This window comes from Rhizobium sp. PL01 (assembly GCF_033447125.1).
Lineage (GTDB): Bacteria > Pseudomonadota > Alphaproteobacteria > Rhizobiales > Rhizobiaceae > Pararhizobium.
Genome location: NZ_JAWQUM010000001.1, coordinates 278,043 through 293,686, shown reverse-complemented (window position 1 = coordinate 293,686; position 15,644 = coordinate 278,043). Strand labels below are relative to the sequence as shown.

The following is a 15,644-nucleotide window of genomic DNA, read 5'->3' as shown; positions in this document are numbered from 1 at the left end:
AAAATATTTTACCTCTTGCCGAATCCACTCTTAACAACACTTCCTGAAACATGGTATGGCCGGGCCATCTCTTGAGTTGGAAACCTGCGCCATGTCCAAAATTCTCGAAATCAGCGACCTGAAGGCACTCGCAAAGCGCCGCGTGCCAAAAATGTTCTTCGACTATGCCGATAGTGGCGCGTGGACTGAAGGCACCTACCGCGCCAATGAAGAGGATTTCCGCAAGGTGAAGCTGCGCCAGCGGGTTCTGGTGGATATGACCAACCGTTCGCTCGAAAGCACTATGATCGGTCAGAAAGTCTCGATGCCGGTGGCCTTGGCGCCGACGGGCTTGACCGGCATGCAGCATGCCGATGGCGAGATGCTGGCAGCAAAGGCAGCCGAGGAATTCGGCGTTCCCTTCACGCTGTCGACCATGAGCATCTGCTCGATCGAGGACGTCGCGTCGGTGACGACGAAGCCCTTCTGGTTCCAGCTCTACGTCATGCGCGACCGGGACTTCGTCAAGAACCTGATCGACCGCGCCAAGGCGGCGAAGTGCTCGGCACTGGTGTTGACGCTCGATCTGCAGATTCTCGGCCAGCGTCACAAGGACCTGCGCAACGGCCTGTCGGCCCCACCCAAGTTCACGCCAAAACATATCTGGCAGATGGCGACGCGGCCGCTCTGGTGCATGCAAATGCTACAGACGAAGCGCCGCAGTTTTGGAAACATCGTCGGCCACGCCAAGAATGTGTCCGATCTCTCGTCCCTCTCCTCCTGGACCGCCGAACAGTTCGACCCGCAATTGTCGTGGGAAAATGTCGAGGAAATCAAGAAAATGTGGGGCGGCCCGCTGATCCTGAAGGGCATTCTCGATGTCGAGGACGCCAAGATGGCGGCGCGCACCGGTGCCGACGCAATCATCGTTTCCAACCATGGCGGCCGCCAGCTGGACGGCGCCCCCTCGTCGATCAGCATGCTGCCGAAGATCGTCGATACAGTCGGTCACCAGATCGAGGTTCATGTCGATGGCGGTATCCGCTCCGGCCAGGACGTGCTGAAAGCCGTGGCACAGGGCGCCCAGGGGACCTATATCGGCCGCCCATTCCTGTACGGCCTCGGTGCCGGTGGCAAGGCCGGCGTCACCACCGCGCTCGACATCATCCGCAAGGAACTCGACATCACCATGGCACTCTGCGGCAAGCGGGACATTCGCGATATCAGCCGGGATGTGCTGGCCGAATAGGCCTAGCTGCCGCGATAGGTCGAGTAGCTGAATGGCGACAGCAGCAAGGGCACGTGATAATGGCTGCCCGCATCGGCAATGCCGAAGCGTAGTGGGATGAGGTCGAGGAATGCCGGCTCTGCCAAGGCAGCGCCGGTCTCGCGCAGATAATCCCCGGCGTGAAACATCAGTTCGTAGGTACCGACGGCGAAGGCCGGCCCCTCGAGCATCGGCCCGTCGACGCGGCCGTCGCTGTTGGTCTCGACCGTCCGCAGCAGCCGACGGCCTTCACCTTCGATCAGAAACAGCTCGATCTTCAAGCCCTTGGCCGGCTTGCCCAGCGCGGTATCGAGGACATGGGTGGTCAGGCGGCCGGACGTGCTCATGGGAACCTCGTGTGTGTCAGAAGGGATTGGCGATGGCGAAGGGCTCGTCGTAGAAAACCTCTTCCAGATTGTTGCCCGGACCGTCGCGATCGACAACCAGGAAATCGCTGACCGCGCCGACAGACATCAATGGATGATGCCAGACATTGCGGCCGTAGTTGACGCCCTGTGCGCCGGTCGCCAGAAAGACGCGCGGCAATCCCGGCTTTCCGCCGTCATCCGGCGCAACCACGGCAAGCCAAGCCCCGCCGCCCAGCGGCGAAAAGCTCTGCGATCCCAACGGATGGCGCTCCATCATCGTCACCGTATAGGGAAAGCTGCGCGGCTGGCCGCGAAAGATGTTTATGATCACGCGCGCGTCGTCGCCGCTCACATCAGCCCGTCCAAGCGCATGAAACCGCTCGGTGGAGCCACCGTTGATCAACCGCATCGTTTCCGGATCGGGCTCGATCACAGTGCCAAAAGGCGCGAATGCCGCTTGCGTCAGCGGCTCGATTGTCAGGAACTGTGGCATCAGATCGTCAGTCCCGCCGTGAAATGGCATGGCGGTTTCGTCTCAGGCATTATCTTCTCCCGGAAGCAGTGAACGCAAACGCAACAGCGCGATCTTTTCGACCTGCGCTGCCGCCGTTTCAAATTCCTCTTCCTGGCTGTTGTCAATCCGCCTTTCGAAGGCAGAGAGAACATCGTCCTTGTTCAGGCCCTTGACGGCGATGATAAAAGGAAAACCGAATTTCTCCGTGTAGGCGGTATTCAACGCGGTAAACTTGGCATGTTCGGCAGCACTCAGCCGATCCAGCCCGGCACCCGCCTGCTCCGCTTTCGAATCGTCCGTCAGCCCGCCAGCGATTGCCAGTTTGCCGGCAAGATCGGGATGGGCGCGGAGGACTGCCAGGCGCTCAGCGTGCGAAGCGGCGCGGAACGGCACAACAAGTGCCTCATGTACACCGTCTGACGTCAGCGACATATCAGCGGTCGCATCGAAGGCACGCTCCGCCACCCAGGGCGAATGCTCAAAAACGCCGCCGAACCGCGCGACAAACTCATTCCGCGTCGTCATTAAAGGCCACCTTCCGGCTTGTGATGTTCATGCCAGTGCCGGGCGATATCGATGCGCTTCGGCGTCCAGACCTTTTCGTGACTGAGAACATAATCGAGGAAACGTCCCAGAGCAGCGGCCCGGCCCGGGCGCCCCACCAGACGGCAATGCAGGCCGACATTCATCATCTTCGGACTGCCTTCCTTGCCCTCGGCATAGAGCACGTCGAACGTATCCTTGAGATAGGCAAAGAACTGGTCACCGGAATTGAAGCCCTGCGGCGTTGCAAAACGCATGTCGTTTGCATCGAGCGTATAGGGAATGATCAGATGCGGCTTGTCCTTAGTCAGGCCCGGCACCCAATAGGGCAATTCGTCGGCATAGCTGTCGGAGGAATAGACGAAGCCACCCTCTTCGATGACGAGTTTCAGCGTGTTGTCCGAAGGCTTGCCCTGATACATGCCGAGTGGATGCGATCCCGTCAGTTCGGTGTGCAGGCGCACCGCTTCGCGAATATGCTTGCGCTCTTCTTCCTCGGAGAAATCCTTGTATTCCAGCCAGCGGTAGCCGTGACTGGCGATTTCCCAGCCCGCTTCCTTCATGGCGGCAACCGCTTCCGGATTGCGCGCCATGGCAAGCGTTACGCCATAGACGGTAACATCGACATTGCGGCTGGTGAACATCCGCCACAGCCGCCAGAAGCCGGCGCGCGAGCCATACTCGTAGATCGATTCCATATTGAGATTGCGCTGGCCGGCCCATGGCTGCGCACCGACGATTTCCGACAGCAGCGATTCGGATGCCTTGTCGCTGTCGAGAATGCAGCTCTCCCCGCCCTCTTCATAGTTGACCACGAACTGCACCGCGATGCGCGCATCGCCCGGCCAGCGGACCTCAGGATTATTGCGGCCGTAGCCAACGAGATCGCGTGGATAGGATTGGTCTGTCATAAAATCACCCTTCGAATTTGCCGGGACGGTAGCACCCGGGACCGGAAAATCGAAGTCAAAATGGTGATCGGACGTGATCTGTCCAAAGCTTGAATGCGGCCGCCATCAGTGATTTGAACAGCCTCTGCCGCTCAGCAGCTTGCCTGCAGCAGACGGGCAGCTATAGCCGCTTTCGATTCGGAAATGCGCGACGCAGTGCCCAGCGCTGTCGCACTGGCTTTTGCGTTGGGGACTGGCCGGTGCGCCGAGAGCTTGCCGAGCGGGTGCTGTGAGTGCACGCGCAATGGTGCGCCGGGCTCCTGCTCGATGAACAACGCAAGGCTGGAAATTTTGAGCGGACCGGCGATCACCGGCTCGAAGAAATCGCGTAAGGCCGTCTCGAAGCGGCCGTTGAGATTGGAATTCACCGGGCCTGTCAGCATCATGTGAAAGCGGAATTCGTCCATAACATAGGGGTATCCCCAGCGATGAAGGTTGGAAAACTGCGGCGCGGTCAGCCGGTCCGGATCCCGGCGCTCGATCTCGATATCGCTCAAGGGTGCACGAAACGCATCGAATGCCTGCACCACCGAAGCGGCAAGATGGTTCATCTGCTCGCAGGGAACAGAAGGTGCCAGCCCGAAGAACTCGCCCAGCCGCGCGATTTCGATCTGTGGGATTTCGAACGGACTCATCGTGCTGGCAAAATGCATCAGCGATTTGAGCAGCGCCGCCTCGCTGGTTTCGTCATGCAGGCGGAAAGGTGCCTTGATCGTCCCGTGAAATCCGTAACGGCGCGGCACGGCCGTGTGAAACGCCAGCTCCTGACGGCTGAAACCCGCAATCGCGGGCGCCTCTGGGGCCTCGCCGGAATAGACGTTGCGGCCAAGCCAGCTTGCCGCAGCGACCGACAGCGGATCGTACATCGACGGCGTGAAATAGATGGCGTACCGCATAGGCCCCGCTCCGTTGAAACTCGTTCTGAAGCCGGGGTTAAGTGATTTGCATGACAGAATGACGAAAAAACGGGCCGGCTTCCCGGGGGCTCACGTGCCCTTGCGGCTCTGAAAATGGGAAATCCTGCGCCAAACCGGGTTTTTCTATCGGAACCAACCGGCTTCAGCTTCGTTTTCTTCCCGGTAACAGCAAAATCGGAGAAGAATCATGACCTACCAGGACACCACCCGCCAGGACGCCGCCATCCGGGAAACCCATGACCTGATTGCCAGCGACAAGGTTGAAGGAACGCGGGTCTATGGACGCGATGGCAAGCATATTGGTTCCATCGAGCGGGTCATCATCGAAAAGCGTAGCGGCCGCGTTTCCTATGCCGTTCTGAGTTTTGGCGGCTTCTTGGGCCTCGGCGAGGACCACTACCCGTTGCCTTGGTCCAAACTCAGCTATGACGAAGACCTCGGCGGTTACCGGACCGACGTCACACGCGAACAGGTTGAAGCAGCGCCAAAATATCATGGCGACGAAGAATACGAGTGGAACAGGGAAAACGGGACGCGCGTCTACGATTACTACGGCGTTCCCCCCTATTGGATGTAACCAATCCTGAACCGCTCACGAAAAGCCTTGCTCAACCGAGCAGGGCATTTTTCATGGATGGCAGGTCACTTCCGGCAGAACCAGTCTCACTTTGTACGCAGCAGGGAAAAGTGGCTGGTGCATCGGAACGAGTCCGGCAATGTCTCGTCCCGTCGTCCGGCTATTTCGCCGATGACGCTGGCTGCCAGCCGGTGTGCCAGTCCAAAGCTGATCTTGAAGCCGCCCGTCAGGGTGTAGAGCTTGTCATGATCCGGATGACGGCCGGCCATAGGATCCCGGCCGATCGCCTTTGGCCGCAACCCCACCCAGCGCTCGACCACGGGCGCATTTTCCAGCAGGGGAACCATGGTCCTTACCCGCGCCAGCAGGTCTTCAAGCAGACTGTCATTCGAAGTGGGGTCAGTGAAACTGTTTTCGCTGGTGCTGCCGACGGCCACAAGCCCGTTATCATGCGGCACCACATAGAGCCCATCCATGAAGATGACCGGAAAAGCGGGGTCGATATCGGCTTTAAGAACGGCCGCCTGCCCCTTGACGGCGCCACCGCTGGATACGGAAACCGGAGCCTGCTCCAACGCGTCGAGATGCCGGAACGTCTCGACGCCGGCGGCCAGAATACAGACGCCGAAGGCAAGAGAGCGGCCGTCCGCAAATGTCGCCTGACCGGCAACCGGATCGAGAGCGGCAAGCGCCTGCCCTTCTTCGATCCGCACATGGCGAGACTGACGAAGTGCTGCTGTCAAAAGGCTGAGGAACCGGCGCGGATCGACGCGCGCGGCCAGCGTATCAAACACCAGACCGCCAGCCATGGCATCGCTCTGCGGCCATCCGGCAGCGGGCGCGCTATCCTGGACATGCCAGAAGAACCGCCGGTCTGCCTGATTCCAGTTGACCAGTGCATCCTGCTCATGACGAAGGGCGATGGTTCGCAAATGGGACTTGGGGAGCGGCATCAGACGGCCAGAGCGGCGATAACCGGCCGACATCCCCGTTTGCGCCTCAAGATCAGCAATTTCCTGCTCGATTGAGACCAAAGCATCAAACTGGAACTGCTTCTTGGCGTCCCAGCGATCCGGCATATACGGCATCAAAGCGCCGAGCACACCGCCGCTGGCGCCGGCGCCGACCCGGTCGCGTTCGACCAAAACGGTTTTCAATCCTGCCCGGTCGGCCATCACGGCCGCCCAGAGCCCCATGATACCGCCGCCGACAATCAACAGATCCACCATCGATTGACCTTCTTGAACGTGGAGATTATCGGTTCGCCATGACCCGCGATCATTTGGACGTAACGCCCGCGCCGCACCGGCAAACCCTTGAATGGCATGAGGGCGATATGCCCTATTCGCAGGAGTTTGGCGATCACTTTTATTGCCGCGAAGACGGGCGGCTGGAATGCAGCCATGTCTTTCTTGCAGGCAACGGCCTGCCGGAACGCTGGCGCAGACCCGGCACGTTCAGGATAGGCGAACTCGGCTTTGGCACCGGCTTGAATTTTTGCGAGACATGGCGACAGTGGAAAGCGGCCCCTTTTCAGGGCGCAAACCTGCATTTTGTCTCGTTTGAACGGTTTCCAATGCTGTCAGGCGATATCGGCCGGGCGTTGTCGCATTGGCCGGAAATCGATGCCGAGCGGCTGGCCCTTTGTGCGGCATGGCCGGGCGAACCTCGCGGCCGTATCGACCTAGACCTCGCAGAAGGCGTCCGCCTGACCGTTGTCTGTGGTCCGGCCTTCGACGAAATCTCGAGGTTTTCGGAAGTATTCGACGCCTGGTATCTCGACGGCTTCGCGCCAAAACGCAATCCGGATATGTGGTCGCAGGAACTGATGCAGCTGGTGTTCGGCAAGACCATCGAGGGCGGTACGTTTGCGACCTACGCCGCGGCCGGTTTCGTGCGCCGCAACCTGCAGGGTGCGGGCTTTACGGTCGAACGCGCACCCGGTTTCGGCAGCAAACGCGAAATGCTCTGCGGCGTAAAATCGACATCCGGCGTCGCGGAATAACCAGCCTCGAAAATCGCCTTCTCTGCCAAGGAAATTTGCTGTCGCAAATGGTGGCGCCTTTATTGTCCAGACTATGCAACATGACCCTCTGTCCAAACCGATGGAAAAGTCATGAGCGAGAACGAATTTCTGCAGACCACCCTGAGCGACGCAGAAGCCCCGGTGGAGCGACGCCGCAGAACCGGCGGGCGTGGCGCAGATCGTTCCCGCAAAGGCAGCAGCAGCTCGAAATATCTCAACCTCGTCAACACCATGGCAAAATCTGCCGTGTTGTCGGAAGACGCGCTGGAGGCCGTTCATGACGCCTCGCTGACCATCCTTGAAGAGATCGGCATGGACGTCATCCTGCCGGAGGCCCGCGACCGGATGAAGGCTGCAGGAGCTGATGTGACCCCCGGCACCGACCGGGTGCGCTTCGATCGCGGCCTGATCATGGACATGATGGCGTCGGTGCCATCCGGCTTTACGATGCATGCGCGCAATCCGCTGCGCAACGTTCAGATCGGCGGCAACAATCTGGTGTTCGCGCAGATTGCCTCGGCCCCGTTCGTGTCCGACCGCGAAGGCGGGCGACGCGCTGGCAATCAGGAAGATTTCCGCAAGCTGGTGAAATTGGCACAGTCCTATGACATCATCCACACGACAGGCGGCTATCCGGTCGAGCCGATCGACATCCATGCCTCGGTGCGCCACCTCGACTGCCTCTCCGACATGGTGAAACTGACCGACAAGGTGTTCCACTGCTATTCACTCGGCCAGCAGCGCAATATCGACGCCATCGAGATCGCCCGTATCGGCCGCGGCATTTCAGCAGAGCAGATGGAAACCGAACCGTCGCTGTTCACCATCATCAACACATCCTCGCCACTAAGGCTCGACGGGCCGATGCTGCAGGGCATTATCGAAATGTCGTCGCGCAATCAGGTGGTCGTCGTCACGCCATTCACGCTGGCCGGCGCCATGGCGCCGGTCACGATCGCCGGTGCTGTGGTGCAGCAAAATGCCGAGGCGCTGGCAGGCATCGCCTTCACGCAGATGGTCCGCCGCGGCGCACCGGTCATGTATGGCGGCTTCACATCGAACGTCGACATGAAAACCGGAGCGCCCGCCTTCGGCACACCGGAATATATGAAAGCCGTGATTGCCGGCGGACAGCTCGCCCGCCGCTACAACGTTCCCTACCGCACATCCAACACCAATGCCTCCAACACGCTGGATGCGCAGGCGGCTTACGAATCGGCGCTGTCGCTCTGGGCACTGACGCAGGGCGGCGGCAATTTCATCATGCACTCGGCCGGCTGGAGTGAAGGCGGGCTGACCGCATCCTTCGAAAAATTCATTCTCGATGTCGACATGCTGCAGATGGTTGCCGAGTTCCTGACGCCGCTCGATGTCAGCGAGGACGCGCTCGGGCTCGATGCGGTCCGCGATGTCGGCCCCGGCGGCCATTACTTCGGCACCGCCCATACACTTGCGCGCTACGAGACGGCCTTCTATTCGCCGATCCTTTCCGATTGGCGCAATTTCGAGACCTGGACCGAAGCCGGACGGCCGACGACCTACGATCACGCCAACCGCGTCTTCAAGGAAAAGCTCAACGAATACGAGAAGCCGCCACTTGATCCAGCCATTGAGGAAGAGCTTGACGCGTTTGTTGCCCGCCGGAAAGTCGAGGGCGGCGTTCCGACTGATTTCTAACGGAAATTTAATGAAAACCTAAGGCAACAAAGCCACATTTCAGCCCCCTAATGTTCCTGTTCGAGCACGGCATGACCGGTTGGCGGTCACCGCTCGAACTTAGGGAACAAGACCATGCTTTCGTTGCGAACAGCAATTTCCAGCGGTCTGATTGCCTTGACAATTGCGGGCACCACAATTGCCACCGCCTCTCAGGCCAATGCCCATGATCACGATCATTTCTGGCCGGGTCTGGCCACCGGCTTTGTCGGTGGAGCGATCGTCGGGGGCGCGCTGAGCCAGCCCCGCTACTATGCACCTCCAGCCTATTACGCCCCGGTATACCGCCCTTATTATGTGGGTGGCGGATATCCCCGTTGCCACGTTGCCTGGCGCCAGAATCGCTGGGGCGACCAGTACAGGGTCCGTGTCTGCTCCTGACATACTCGAACGGCAAGGGGCAGGCACTTGCCTGCCCCGCTGCTCCGGATCAGTTCTCCATCGCGGCGCGCACCGACGAGATCAGTTTTTCCGTCGGTAGATTGCTGTAGTCCTTGCTGATCTCCGCAGTGGTCTTTGCCCGTGTTGCGGTTGAAAGCATCGAACGAAGATCGCCAAGCGTCTGCGGCGCGGCGCAAACAACGAGGCGGTCGAATGCTCCCTCCTGTTCATAACCGTCAATCTTGCTGGCGACATCAGCCGTAAACTTCTGCTGTTCCTCGCGCACCGGATCACTCGAATATTCCATCGCCGACCTGCCGTGTCCGGTGGATGAATGACTGCGGCCGGGTTTGTCGGCCATGATGTCCTGAACACGCTTGGTATCCATCTGAAAAATCTCCTGCTCGGGGCTCTGGGGTCCATCTTTGAGGAAATTCACGCCCTTCAAAAGACGGGCCTGATTTCCATCGGCGGCAAGAATCCAAGTTGTGGTCATTTTTCACTCCTCGAGCATAGTGACCCGGCATTCACATGGCGCAGCACCGGCGGCACTGCGACTGAAGGCCGGCCGCACCTCCAAAGGCGAGGCACGCAACGGAATCAACGCATTGGGAAAACGGATGGTTCCGTAGAAAACCACGGGGCGGCGAATTCGAGAGATCAATCCTACTGCCAAAAACCGTCGTACGTTCCCGGCAGAACAGCCGCTATGGTTGATGGGAATCACAGGACGAATACGCAAATGGCTGAACCACTGAAGAACCTCTTGCACCCGGCACTTGTGGAAACGGTGGCCGCGCATATCGCCGCGAATGCCGCTGGTTTCGACAGGGCACGCTTCGTGGATATCGCCACCCGCGATATGGATCAGCTGGAGCTGATGCAGCGCGCGCTGCAGATCCGTGATGCACTTGGCGACACCCTGCCCGACGATTTCGAACCGGCCGCAGCAGTTCTGTCGGCAAGCCTGCCGCAAAATGGAAAACCCGGCATCACCGGCTGGGCCTTGCTACCGGTCAGCCAGTTCGTGGCGCAGAAAGGGCTTGGCCATTTCGATCTGTCTTTGAATCTCCTGAAGCAATTGACGCCGCATTTTACCGCCGAATTCGGTATCCGGCCCTTCATTCTTGCAGAGCAGGACCGCGCACTGGCAACAATCGGCGCATGGGCCACAGACAGCAATCATCATGTCCGTCGGCTGGCGAGCGAAGGCACCCGCCCCCGCCTGCCCTGGGCGATCCGCCTGCCGGCGCTGATGCGCGATCCCGCACCGATCCTACCGATTCTCACCGCTCTGCTCGATGATCCCGAAGAGTACGTGCGCCGATCCGTCGCCAACAGCCTCAACGATATCGCCAAGGATCATCCCGATCTCGTTGCGGAATTTGTTGGCCGGCATATTGCAACTGCTTCCTCCGAGCGGCGCCAGCTTCTGCGGCATGCCTCACGCACGCTGTTGAAGAAGGGGCACACGGCCGCGCTGTCGAATTTCGGCTTCGCGCCGATCTCCGGCATTGGCGCGACTATGGAGATACAGACCCTGCACGTGGATTTCGGCAATGCACTCGCCTTCACGCTGACCATCGTCAATCAGGGCTCTGCACCACAACAGGTGATGATCGACTATGCGATCCATCATCGTAAAGCCAATGGCAGCCTTGCCCCAAAAGTCTTCAAATGGAAAAGCCTTGTGCTCGCGCCCGGCGAGACATCGACGATGACACGTCAACATGCGATGCGCGCCATCACCACACGGCAATATTATCCCGGCGGCCATCGCGTGGAAATTCTCGTCAATGGGACTGTGCTGGCAGGCGGAGATTTCCAGCTCGTCATGCCCTGATCCATCGGTCTCTTCGCACCTGCAAAAAACTACCCCTTGACTTTTGGCGGCAAAACAACGACATGAGGCCCAGCGTCACCTTCCGGCCGCCGCGTGAGCGAGCCCTGCGGGATCTCAACGATCCGTAACGAAGGATAAGCGCAACAGAGAATGTCCTGCCAAACGCGGCAGGATGCAGCGCAGACAGCAGAATCAACCCACAAGTTCCCAAATCACGCGGGGTTCTTGACGCGAAGCGAAACCGGAACCGCATGGTGCAGTTCCGGCAAATCTCGTTTTGCGCCCCCGAAAAGGTATTACATTGACCACTTTCAAAGACCTTGGCCTCTCCGAGCACGTTCTTTCGACCCTCGAGTCCCTCGGGTTCGAAACGCCGACGCCGATCCAGGCCGAAGCAATCCCGCTCGTGATGGAAGGCCATGACCTGATCGGTCTCGCCCAGACCGGCACCGGCAAGACAGCCGCTTTCGGCCTGCCGATGATCGAAAAGATGATCTCGGACGGCAAGCGTCCGGATCCGCGCAACATCCGCGCGCTCGTCCTCGCTCCGACCCGCGAACTGGTGAACCAGATCGCGGCCAACCTGAAGGACTTCGTCAAGAAGACCCCGATCAAGATCGGCCTCGTCGTCGGCGGCGCCTCGATCAACAAGCAGTCCGAGCAGCTTTCCCGCGGCGTCGATATCCTCGTCGCCACGCCCGGCCGTCTTCTCGACCTCATTGCCCGCAAGGCTGTGACCCTGACGCAGGCCCGCTATCTCGTTCTCGACGAAGCCGACCAGATGCTGGACCTGGGCTTCATCCACGACCTGCGCAAGATTTCCAAGCTGGTTCCGAAGAACCGCCAGACGCTGCTGTTTTCGGCCACCATGCCGAAGGCAATTGCCGATCTGTCCGCTGAATATCTGAGCAACCCGAAGCGCGTCGAAGTTTCGCCTGCCGGCAAGGCTGCCGACAAGGTCGAGCAGTTCGTCCACTTCGTCCAGGGCGCCAGCCAGAAGACTGAAATCCTGAAGAAGACGCTGACCGACAACCCGGATGGCCGCGCCATGGTTTTCTCGCGCACCAAGCATGGCGCCGAAAAGCTGATGAAGCATCTGGAGCATGTCGGCTTCTCCGTCGCCTCGATCCACGGCAACAAGAGCCAGGGCCAGCGCGAGCGCGCCTTGAAGGCGTTCCGTGACGGTGCAACCCGCGTTCTGGTTGCCACTGACGTTGCTGCCCGCGGCATCGACATTCCTGGCGTCACCCACGTTTACAACTACGACCTGCCGGAAGTCGCGGAAGCCTACGTTCACCGCATCGGCCGTACGGCCCGCGCCGGCCGCGATGGCATCGCCATCGCTTTCTGCGCACCGGACGAAATCCGCCTGCTGCGCGATATCGAACGCCTGATGAAGATCGACATCGCTGTTGCCAGCGGCGAAGTGCCAGCCGACCGCGCCCGCCCCAAGGGTGCCCGCGGCGGCAATGGCGCCCGCAACGCCGGACGCCCGGCAGGCAACGGCCATGCCGAACGCCGTCCGCGTCCGCAGGGTGGTAGCGACAACGTGCACCGCGCTGAACGTTCGGCTCCGAGCCCGTTTGCAGGCGACGATCTTCTCGCAACCGGCGAACCGAAGAAGCTGCACCGCAAGGGTCAGGGCCCGGCCGCACAGGCAGCCCACGAAACTGCCATTGCCAAGCGTCCCGGCGGCAACCGCAACGGACGTCCCGGCCAGAAGCAGGGCGAATGGCGTAACCGCAACCATGGCGGCGGCAATGCTGCCGGTGGTCAGAGCCGCGAAGGCGGCGCCGCTGCCCAAGGCCAGCGCAAGCGCGCCAACGCAGCACCACGCCGCGACGAGGCATAAGCCTTTCGCGACAGTGAATTGAAATGAACAACGGCGGGCTGGACCCGCCGTTTTTTTATGCCGGAACCGCTGTCGGCTTCCGATTGGTGAGATAAACTCCCGCAACCGCAATCACCGTCCCGACAATCATCGGCAAAGTCAGGGCCTCATCAAACAGCAGCCAGGCCTGCAATGCTGCAAGCGGCGGGACCAGATAGATCAGCGAAGCGGCTTTTGACACCTGACCGCGCCGGATGAGGTAGAGCAACAGGGCGATCGCTCCCATCGACAGGCCGAGCACGGCCCAGGCCAAAGCCGCAAACAGTTGCACACTCCAGATCACCCGCATGTCCTCAAGCAAAAATGCAGCGGGTATGGTGACGATCAGAGCGCCGACATATTGCAGGGCCGCCGTCGAGCGGATGTCTCCGGCCTGCAGGTGCTGTTTCTGATAGATGGTCCCATAGGTCACGGCTGCCATGCCGACCACATTGACGATGACTGGAAAAAGGTCGATCGGCGTCATGCCGGTATCGATCGCCAGAACCTTCGGAATAACGGCAAGTGCAATACCGAGAAAACCGAGCGTCAGCCCGAGCTTCTGCTGGCCCGAGAGGTTCTCGCCGATCAGGGCCGGCGCCACGACAGCCGTCATCAGCGGTTGCAGACCGGCAATGATACCGGAAATCGCCGCTGGCACGCCCTGGCCGATCGCCCACCAGACGGCACCGAGATAAAGCCCGTGCAGGAAAATCCCGGAGACAACCGCATGTCCGGCCGCCGTCCACGTCTTTGGCCATACGGCACCGGTGGCGAGACAGAAGCCGACAAACAGCAGCGTCGCGAGAAGATAGCGCATCACCAAAAATGTCATCGGATCGGCATAGATGTCGGCATATTTCGCCATCACCCATCCCGTCGACCAGAGCAGAACGAAAATGGCCGGGGCCAGGCGGTCGAGGGTCATGCGAACTCCAGAGGCAATCTTTGCGTCGCCGACTGCGATAGAGGCGCGCATGGTGATGGTCAAAGCAAAATTCCTGATGTTTATCTTCAGCAAGAGCCGGATCGCGCGCAGCCGGCCGCACAAAAATCAGGCACGCAACGGGTCGCCTACTCTCATTGCAAGACGCGAATGGAACGGCGTGGCAGCTCTCGCGCGAAGGCATGATGAAACAGGAGGCAGCCACACCCCCGAAGCCGAATTAGCAGCCTAAAAAAACGGCGATCACCCGCCAAAATTTCTTTTGCCTTCAAATGAGCATGCTTCTTGCATTGCCCCTGTTGTTGGTCTCAAATGACAAAAAAGGGGATCACACCGTTGGCATTTGACGAAATGATGAATGCGGACAATAGCCCGCGCCAGCCTTACTCGACTTACAATGATTGGTACGCAGCCCAGGACAAGGCCCGCCTGATCGCCAAATCGCGGGAGGCGGAAAACATCTTCCGCAAGACGGGCATCACCTTCGCGGTCTACGGACACGCAGACAGCTCCGAAAAACTCATCCCCTTCGATCTGATACCGCGCATCATTTCCGGCCGTGAATGGCGCAAGCTGGCGCAGGGCATCGAACAGCGGGTCATCGCCCTCAACGCCTTTCTCGACGACATCTACCACAAGCAGGAAATCATCAAGGCCGGTCGCGTTCCGCGCGAACTGATAGAGCGCAACGTCGCCTTCCTGCCGCAAATGATCGGTTTCCGTCCGCCGGGCGGCGTCTACACCCACATCGTTGGCACTGACATCGTGCGCACCGGCGAAGACCAGTTCTATGTTCTCGAGGACAATGCCCGCACGCCCTCCGGTGTCAGCTACATGTTGGAAAACCGCGAGACGATGATGCAGATGTTCCCGGAACTCTTCCATCAAAACCGCGTCCGCCCGGTCGAGAACTATCCTTACCTTTTGCGCCACAGCTTGGCATCACTTGCCCCTCCCGGCTGCGAAGGCAAGCCGCGTGTCGCGGTGCTGACCCCCGGCATCTACAACTCCGCCTATTACGAACACGCCTTCCTCGCCGACATGATGGGTGTCGAACTGGTCGAGGGCTCGGACCTGCGCGTCATCGACGGCAAGGTGAAGATGCGCACCACGCGCGGCTACGAGGCGATCGACGTGCTCTACCGCCGCGTCGATGACGACTATCTCGATCCCCTCACCTTCAAGCCGGAATCCGCACTCGGCGTTCCCGGCATCATGGATGTATACCGCGCCGGCAATATCACCATCGCCAATGCTCCCGGCACCGGCATCTGCGACGACAAGGCGATCTATTCCTACATGCCGGAGATCGTCGAGTTCTACACCGGCCGCAAGGCTCTGCTCGAAAACGTGCCCACCTGGCGCTGTTCCGAAGCAGACAGCTTGAAATACGTGCTCGAAAACCTCGCCGATCTCGTCGTCAAGGAAGTGCACGGCTCTGGCGGTTACGGCATGCTTGTCGGTCCGACGGCCTCCAAGAAAGAGCGTACGTTGTTTGCCGAAAAGCTGAAGGCGCGCCCTTCCAACTATATCGCACAACCGACACTCTCGCTTTCGACCGTGCCGATCCTCGTCAACAAGGGCATTGCGCCACGCCATGTGGATCTGCGCCCCTATGTCCTCGTCTCCGACAAGGTGCAGATCATTCCGGGCGGGCTGACCCGCGTGGCTTTGAAGGCCGGCTCGCTGGTGGTGAATTCCAGCCAGGGCGGCGGCACCAAGGATACCTGGGTTCTGGAGGACTGAC

General features: G+C 60.0%; 17 protein-coding genes. 9 read left to right on the top strand and 8 right to left on the bottom strand.

Translation table 11 applies throughout. The annotated features are described in order from the left end of the window. Window positions 1-91: 91 nt before the first annotated feature. Complete coding sequence (locus tag R6X40_RS01355) at window positions 92-1,228, top strand: alpha-hydroxy acid oxidase (RefSeq protein WP_318410334.1); 1,137 nt, start codon at window positions 92-94, stop codon at window positions 1,226-1,228. Window positions 1,229-1,230: 2 nt separating this feature from the next. On the opposite strand, the gene uraH is transcribed toward R6X40_RS01355, so the two are convergent. The 5 genes from uraH to R6X40_RS01330 all read right to left on the bottom strand — a co-directional run bounded on the left by uraH (window position 1,231) and on the right by R6X40_RS01330 (window position 4,517). Continuing rightward, window positions 1,231-1,593, bottom strand: coding sequence for a hydroxyisourate hydrolase (uraH, locus tag R6X40_RS01350; protein ID WP_318410332.1), 363 nt, complete (start codon window positions 1,591-1,593; stop codon window positions 1,231-1,233). A gap of 16 nt (window positions 1,594-1,609) precedes the next feature. Continuing rightward, the gene (locus R6X40_RS01345; RefSeq protein WP_318411267.1) at window positions 1,610-2,107 is read right to left on the bottom strand and encodes an ureidoglycolate lyase; all 498 of its coding nucleotides are present in this window, start codon (window positions 2,105-2,107) and stop codon (window positions 1,610-1,612) included. Between the two features lie 42 nt (window positions 2,108-2,149). Beyond that, window positions 2,150-2,653 (bottom strand): 2-oxo-4-hydroxy-4-carboxy-5-ureidoimidazoline decarboxylase, encoded by a 504-nt coding sequence (gene uraD, locus R6X40_RS01340; RefSeq protein WP_318410331.1) that lies wholly within the window; start codon window positions 2,651-2,653, stop codon window positions 2,150-2,152. Beyond that, a complete protein-coding gene (gene puuE / locus R6X40_RS01335) occupies window positions 2,653-3,582 on the bottom strand; it encodes an allantoinase PuuE (RefSeq protein ID WP_318410329.1) in 930 nt (309 codons plus the stop codon). Before puuE ends, uraD begins: the two co-directional genes overlap by 1 nt. Window positions 3,583-3,713: 131 nt before the next feature. Then, window positions 3,714-4,517: a DUF1045 domain-containing protein gene (locus R6X40_RS01330; protein WP_318410328.1), complete on the bottom strand. Its 804-nt coding sequence runs from the start codon at window positions 4,515-4,517 to the stop codon at window positions 3,714-3,716. A 208-nt stretch (window positions 4,518-4,725) separates the two neighbouring features. On the opposite strand from R6X40_RS01330, the gene R6X40_RS01325 reads away from it, so the two are divergent. Next, complete coding sequence (locus R6X40_RS01325) at window positions 4,726-5,115, top strand: PRC-barrel domain-containing protein (protein ID WP_318410326.1); 390 nt, start codon at window positions 4,726-4,728, stop codon at window positions 5,113-5,115. Between the two features lie 86 nt (window positions 5,116-5,201). Here R6X40_RS01325 and R6X40_RS01320 read toward each other — a convergent pair whose 3' ends face one another. After that, window positions 5,202-6,344, bottom strand: coding sequence for an FAD-dependent oxidoreductase (locus R6X40_RS01320; RefSeq protein ID WP_318410324.1), 1,143 nt, complete (start codon window positions 6,342-6,344; stop codon window positions 5,202-5,204). 38 nt (window positions 6,345-6,382) lie between these two features. On the opposite strand from R6X40_RS01320, the gene mnmD reads away from it, so the two are divergent. The 3 genes from mnmD to R6X40_RS01305 all read left to right on the top strand — a co-directional run bounded on the left by mnmD (window position 6,383) and on the right by R6X40_RS01305 (window position 9,238). Then, a complete protein-coding gene (mnmD, locus tag R6X40_RS01315) occupies window positions 6,383-7,120 on the top strand; it encodes a tRNA (5-methylaminomethyl-2-thiouridine)(34)-methyltransferase MnmD (protein ID WP_318410323.1) in 738 nt (245 codons plus the stop codon). A gap of 111 nt (window positions 7,121-7,231) precedes the next feature. Further along, complete coding sequence (locus R6X40_RS01310) at window positions 7,232-8,818, top strand: trimethylamine methyltransferase family protein (RefSeq protein WP_318410322.1); 1,587 nt, start codon at window positions 7,232-7,234, stop codon at window positions 8,816-8,818. A 114-nt stretch (window positions 8,819-8,932) separates the two neighbouring features. Then, a complete protein-coding gene (locus R6X40_RS01305) occupies window positions 8,933-9,238 on the top strand; it encodes a hypothetical protein (protein ID WP_318410320.1) in 306 nt (101 codons plus the stop codon). Between the two features lie 49 nt (window positions 9,239-9,287). On the opposite strand, the gene R6X40_RS01300 is transcribed toward R6X40_RS01305, so the two are convergent. After that, entirely contained in the window at window positions 9,288-9,734 is a 447-nt protein-coding gene (locus R6X40_RS01300; protein WP_318410319.1) for a host attachment protein, read from the bottom strand. A 246-nt stretch (window positions 9,735-9,980) separates the two neighbouring features. On the opposite strand from R6X40_RS01300, the gene R6X40_RS01295 reads away from it, so the two are divergent. Continuing rightward, window positions 9,981-11,081, top strand: coding sequence for a DNA alkylation repair protein (locus R6X40_RS01295; protein WP_318410317.1), 1,101 nt, complete (start codon window positions 9,981-9,983; stop codon window positions 11,079-11,081). A 301-nt stretch (window positions 11,082-11,382) separates the two neighbouring features. Continuing rightward, the gene (locus R6X40_RS01290; RefSeq protein ID WP_318410315.1) at window positions 11,383-12,933 is read left to right on the top strand and encodes a DEAD/DEAH box helicase; all 1,551 of its coding nucleotides are present in this window, start codon (window positions 11,383-11,385) and stop codon (window positions 12,931-12,933) included. Between the two features lie 55 nt (window positions 12,934-12,988). Here the strand turns inward: R6X40_RS01290 and R6X40_RS01285 are convergent, their stop codons facing one another. Next, on the bottom strand, window positions 12,989-13,879 hold the full coding sequence (locus R6X40_RS01285) for a DMT family transporter (RefSeq protein WP_318410313.1): 891 nt from the start codon (window positions 13,877-13,879) through the stop codon (window positions 12,989-12,991). Between the two features lie 49 nt (window positions 13,880-13,928). Here R6X40_RS01285 and R6X40_RS01280 point away from each other — a divergent pair, with 49 nt between their 5' ends. Together R6X40_RS01280 and R6X40_RS01275 are read left to right on the top strand one after the other, a co-directional pair. Beyond that, window positions 13,929-14,129, top strand: coding sequence for a hypothetical protein (locus R6X40_RS01280; protein ID WP_318410312.1), 201 nt, complete (start codon window positions 13,929-13,931; stop codon window positions 14,127-14,129). 119 nt (window positions 14,130-14,248) lie between these two features. After that, on the top strand, window positions 14,249-15,643 hold the full coding sequence (locus R6X40_RS01275; protein WP_318411266.1) for a circularly permuted type 2 ATP-grasp protein: 1,395 nt from the start codon (window positions 14,249-14,251) through the stop codon (window positions 15,641-15,643). Window position 15,644: the final 1 nt, after the last annotated feature.